A 4,903-nucleotide genomic window follows, 5' to 3' on the forward strand; every position below is an offset into this window, starting at 1 on the left:
CAAGCCGCAGGCAGTACACCTAGTACGACCAGGAGCAGCAACGCCGTATCATTTTTATTTTAAATGACTATGCTTTCAGGCCGTCTGAAAATTGAAGGAATATTCAGACGGCAGGTGTTGCAGGCAACAATCAGGCTTGGCCCATCACTTCGTCAAAAGACAGGGTTTTTTCGGTGACTTTGGCTTTGCCCAATACGAATTCGACAACGTTGGCTTCTACGGCTACGGAAGTCGGGCCTTGCAGACGCTGCGCGTCGGCGTAGTACCAATCCAGTACTTCCTGCGGGTCTTCGTAGCTGTCGGCCACGTTGGCAATCACGGCTTTAACCTGCTCTTCGCTCGGCTCGAGTTTGTGCTCTTCCACCAGTTTGGACAGAATCAGACCCAAAGCCACGCGGCGCTCGGCCTGCTCTTTGAACATATCCAAAGGCAGATCCAGGTTGGCAGCATCGGCCATGCCTTGGTTGACGAAGTTTTGCTTCATTTCGTTGGCCAGGCGGCCGGCTTCTTCGTTCACCAGCGCGTTCGGCACTTGCACTTCGGTGGCTTTCAGCAGCGCGTCCATTACAGATTCGCGGGTTTGCTCGGATACGCGGCGCTCGACTTCGCGGCCGACGTTTTTCTTCACTTCTTCACGCATTTTGGCCACGTCGCCGTCTTCGATGCCCAAGGCTTTGGCGAAGTCGGCATCCACTTCGGGCAGGGTGGCTTCGGATACGTTGCTCAGGGTGATGGTGAATACGGCGGTTTTACCGGCAACGTCTTTACCGTGGTAGTCTTCGGGGAAGTTCACGGTAACGTCTTTGCTCTCGCCGGCTTTCATGCCGACTACGCCTGCTTCAAATTCAGGCAGCATCTGGCCTGCGCCCAATACGAAGGCGTAGTTTTTGGATGCGCCGCCGGCAAAGGCTTCGCCGTCGATTTTGCCTTCGAAGTCGATGATGACGCGGTCGCCGTTTTGCGCTTCGCGCTCGACGTGGTTGTAGCGGGTGCGCTGTTTACGCAGGATTTCTACGGTTTGATCGACTTCGGCATCGCCTACGGAAGCGGTGACTTTGGTTACTTCTTGGGCAGACAGGTCGCCGACGGTGATTTCGGGGAATACTTCGAAAATCGCGGCCACTTTCAAGACGTTTTGGTCGTCTTGCTCTTCAACGCTGTCAAAGCGCGGGAAGCCGGCGATGCGGATGTTTTGCTCGGTGATGATGTCGTAGAACGCGCGCGGCAGCAGGTCGTTCAATACTTCGTTCTGCACGCCGGCGCCGTACATGGAGGCAACCATTTTCAGCGGCGCTTTGCCCGGACGGAAGCCGTCGATTTTTACGCGGCGTTGGGTTTGTTTCAAACGTTTGTCGGTTTCGGCATTGATGTCGGTCCAAGCCAGAGACACAATGACTTTACGTTCCAGGTTTTCTAAAGTTTCTACAGTTACGCTCATCGTAAGCCCTTACAGTAAAATTGGTATGGTTAGAGGGAATCCGTTGCCGGTTGCGCCGTATATCGGGGCGGGGCGCGCAAAATCAAGCGGCGCCCGCAATGGATAAAATTCAGCCGGTTAGTATAGCACATAGTTTGGCGGATAGGCGCAAGGCCGTCTGAAAAATTGCGTTTGCGCCTTACAGCCCCTGCGGTTGGGGCACATTATGGTTGACGGCATATACGGCGGCCTGCACGCGGCTGCTGAGGTTGAGCTTGCGTAAGATGTTCTGCACGTGCACTTTGATGGTGGATTCGGCTAAATCTAAATGGCGGGCGATGACTTTGTTGCTGTGTCCGGCGGCCAGATAGCCCAGGATTTCCAGCTCGCGCGGGGTCAGATTGGCCGGAGCGGGGCCGCTGCGCGGGGCGGCGGGGGAAATCAGCGACTGCACCAGGCGGGAGGTCATCTCGGGGGAGAAGACGTTGTCGCCTTCTACGGCTTTGCGGATGCTGTCGAGCAGGAAATCGGCGTTGATGTTTTTCAACAGGAAGCCGCGCGCGCCCAAGCGCATACATTCGGTTAAGTCGTCGCTGTCTTCGGATACGGTCAGCATCACGACGTTTTGCTGCGGATTGGTGCTGAGAATCTGCGCCAGGGCTTCGCGGCCGTTCATCACGGGCATATCGAGATCGAGCAGCACGATATCCGGCCGCTGCTGCTCGACCAGTTTAACGCCGGAAAAGCCGTCTGCGGCCTCGCCGATGACCTCAAAGTCGTTTTGGCGCGAGAGCAGGGCTTTGATGCCGCTGCGAAACAGGGTGTGGTCGTCGATTAAGATGATTTTGATGCTCATGCGGCAGATCTTTCGGAATGGGGCAGCAGTAAAACAACGGTGGTTCCCTGCTGCGGTTGTGATTCTACGTTTAATACGGCGCGGATGCGGCGCGCGCGCTCCTGCATGATGCCGAGGCCGACGTGTTCGCCCGAAAGGGTATTCAGACGGCCGGTGTCGAAGCCTACGCCGTCGTCGCGGATGATCAGGGTGAAGTCGCGGCGGTTGAGCAGGCTCACGGTCACGCGGCGGGCGTGGGCGTGCTTGCGGATGTTGGACAGGCTCTCCTGCAGAATAAAAATCACCTGAAGCTGCTCGTCGTTGCCGAGCGAAGGGCCTTCGTCGGTCCAGACGGTTTCGACTTCGATTTGGGTTTGCTGCTCGAAACGCGCCAGCAGGGTGGCAACGGCTTCGGGGAAATCTTTATTGCTGATTTTGGTACGGAAGTTTAGCAGAAGCTCGCGCACATCATCATAGCATTCTTGCACGCCGTCTTTGATAAAGCGGACGTTTTCTTCGGCCTGCTCCTTCTGCCCGGCGCTGAAGGCGCTTTCCAGCATCTGTACCTGAAGATTGAGAAAGGTCAGGGTTTGCGCGATGCTGTCGTGCAGCCCCTGGGCAATCAGGTTGCGTTCCTGCAATACGGCAAGCTGGCGGCTCTCTTGGGCGAAACGGTTGTTGGCGATGGAGACGCCGAGCTGGCCGGCAAGGGTGTGCAGCAGCTCGTGGTCGCTCTGCTGCAGCTGTATGCCGTCTGAAAAATACAGCTCCACCGAGCCCAGCTCTTCTTCCTGATACACAATCGGAAAGGTTTCGCTGCGGGTATGGGTAGTGTCGGTGCGGCCGAAAGAAGCGGCCAAATCGGCGCGTTTGCGTTCGCGGTCGAGCAGCAGCACGCGCCCGGCTTCGGCGGAAACGGCGGGCACGGTGCGCGCCAGAAATTCTTCCGCCGCCTGACGCGGGCGGTGGATTTGGTGCAGGTCGCGGGTGGTTTGGTAGAGCAGCGCCAAATCGCGGTTTTGACGCGCCAAGTCTTCGGTTTGGCGGGCAACCTGGCCTTCTAAATCGGTGTAGAGCGTTTGCAGGCTGGCGCTCATGCGGTTGAAACCCCGGCTGACTTGGGCAAACTCGCGGATGTGGTCGGTGGGCACGGATACGCCGAATTCGCCCCGCCCGACGGCACGCACGCCCTCGCGCAGGGTTTCCAGCGGGCGGATAATCCACGCGTAGTGCAGCATAATCATAAAGCCGGCCGCCACGAAAATCATCAGAATCAGCGCCATTTGGAAGCGGCGCAGCCACAGCGTGTTTTTACGGTTGGCATTTTCCAGCGCCTGAACAAACAGCTCCAGATTGCCGGTAAAACGGTATAAATCGACCTGGCTCGGCAGCTCGCGGCGCAGCAGCGCGGGGCGGACATTGTTTTCCCAGTCGATTTGCAGCATGGATTGAATCAAATCATAAGACAGCGGCGTATGCGACGGAATCAGCGGATGCACCAGATTTTCTTTGCTGATGGCAGCCAGCGCCTGCTCAAAGGCCACAATCTGGCGGTTGATTTGCGGGCCGGTCGCGCCGTGGCCGACCATATAAGTCATGCGGTAGGTTTGCGTCCGCAGATTGCCCGCATCATTGATGGCCGCACCCGCGCCCTCCAGCCGCCACGACAAAATCAGGGTCAGAATGACGGAAAACAGCGCCGAGCCGACCCACAGCAAGGTCAGGAGCTTGAGCCTGGCGGAGAGGCTGAGGGATTGGCGGAATTTCATGGGGCGCGCCCTTTCGTGCGGCAGCGGACGGGTATTAATCAGTATGGATATCGGGATTGTAAAAGCCGTATTTCGGCGGTGTCAAATACCGCGCATTTGCGGAGCGGCGGGCAGGGTGTGTAATTTATTTTTAAATCCGCGCGGATTTCGTGTAAAATCTCGTTAGATAAAATTCAAATAAAATGAAACTTTCAGACGGCATATCCGGTCGCAGCCGGAGCGCCGCAGGCAGTAAACAAGGGACGCAATCATGAAAATCTACGCACTCATTCTCGCAGGCGGGCAGGGAAAGCGCATGGGCGGCATGGATAAAGGCCTGCTGGCATGGCAGGGCAAACCCTTGATCGACCACGTTATCGGGCGCATCGGGCCGCAGGTGGACCACATTGCCATCAGCGCCAACCGCAATCTGGAAGACTACGCCGCCCGCAGCCCGCACGTTTTCGCCGATTCGCGCCAATGGCAGCAGCTCGGCCCGCTGGCGGCTTTGTGCACCGCCGCCAACGATTTGCAGCTGGCCAAAGCCGACTGGCTGCTGATTGTGTCGTGCGATATGCCGCGCCTGCCGCAGGATTTGGTGGCGCGTTTTCTCGATGTTGCCCGCCGCACGCCGCTGTGCAACGCGTTTTACGTCGAAACCCCCGTGCGCCAGCAATACAGCATCATGTTTATCCGCCCGCAAATCCTGCAAAGCGCCGTGCCGTATCTGTATGCCGGTATGCGTACCCTGCGCGGCTGGCTGCAGCAGCAGCGCGCGCGGGTGGTGCATTTTGAGTCGGACGCGGATTTTACCAATTACAATACGCCCGAAGAATTGCGGGGATTGGGGTAGTCGGGTTTGCTGCATGGGCAGATGCGGGATATAGTCGGAGAACTGAATTT

The 4,903-nt window shown here is 57.5% G+C and carries 4 protein-coding genes; 1 reads left to right on the forward strand and 3 read right to left on the reverse strand.

Features of this window, described 5'->3' with window-relative positions; genetic code table 11:
* Positions 1 to 130: 130 nt before the first annotated feature.
* The 3 genes from tig to BDE01S_RS08345 form a co-directional block, all read right to left on the reverse strand.
* Positions 131 to 1,438: a trigger factor gene (gene tig / locus BDE01S_RS08335; protein WP_066080073.1), complete on the reverse strand. Its 1,308-nt coding sequence runs from the start codon at positions 1,436 to 1,438 to the stop codon at positions 131 to 133.
* 178 nt (positions 1,439 to 1,616) lie between these two features.
* Positions 1,617 to 2,273, reverse strand: a complete 657-nt coding sequence (locus BDE01S_RS08340; protein WP_066080082.1) for a response regulator — start codon at positions 2,271 to 2,273, stop codon at positions 1,617 to 1,619.
* Positions 2,270 to 4,021, reverse strand: a complete 1,752-nt coding sequence (locus BDE01S_RS08345) for a histidine kinase (protein ID WP_066080086.1) — start codon at positions 4,019 to 4,021, stop codon at positions 2,270 to 2,272. The genes BDE01S_RS08340 and BDE01S_RS08345 overlap by 4 nt, the downstream gene beginning before the upstream one ends.
* Before the next feature lie 250 nt (positions 4,022 to 4,271).
* Here BDE01S_RS08345 and mobA point away from each other — a divergent pair, with 250 nt between their 5' ends.
* Complete coding sequence (gene mobA / locus BDE01S_RS08350) at positions 4,272 to 4,853, forward strand: molybdenum cofactor guanylyltransferase MobA (protein WP_066080089.1); 582 nt, start codon at positions 4,272 to 4,274, stop codon at positions 4,851 to 4,853.
* The last annotated feature ends 50 nt before the right edge of the window (positions 4,854 to 4,903 follow it).

The sequence above is a fragment of the Bergeriella denitrificans NBRC 102155 genome (assembly GCF_001592185.1).
GTDB lineage: Bacteria > Pseudomonadota > Gammaproteobacteria > Burkholderiales > Neisseriaceae > Neisseria > Neisseria denitrificans.

What these genes read in the sequence shown, in the direction of transcription:
- tig (WP_066080073.1), bottom strand. Translation starts at nt 1,438, where the DNA reads ATGAGCGTAACTGTAGAAACTTTAGAAAACCTGGAACGTAAAGTCATT.
- BDE01S_RS08340 (WP_066080082.1), bottom strand. Translation starts at nt 2,273, where the DNA reads ATGAGCATCAAAATCATCTTAATCGACGACCACACCCTGTTTCGCAGC.
- BDE01S_RS08345 (WP_066080086.1), bottom strand. Translation starts at nt 4,021, where the DNA reads ATGAAATTCCGCCAATCCCTCAGCCTCTCCGCCAGGCTCAAGCTCCTG.
- mobA (WP_066080089.1), top strand. Translation starts at nt 4,272, where the DNA reads ATGAAAATCTACGCACTCATTCTCGCAGGCGGGCAGGGAAAGCGCATG.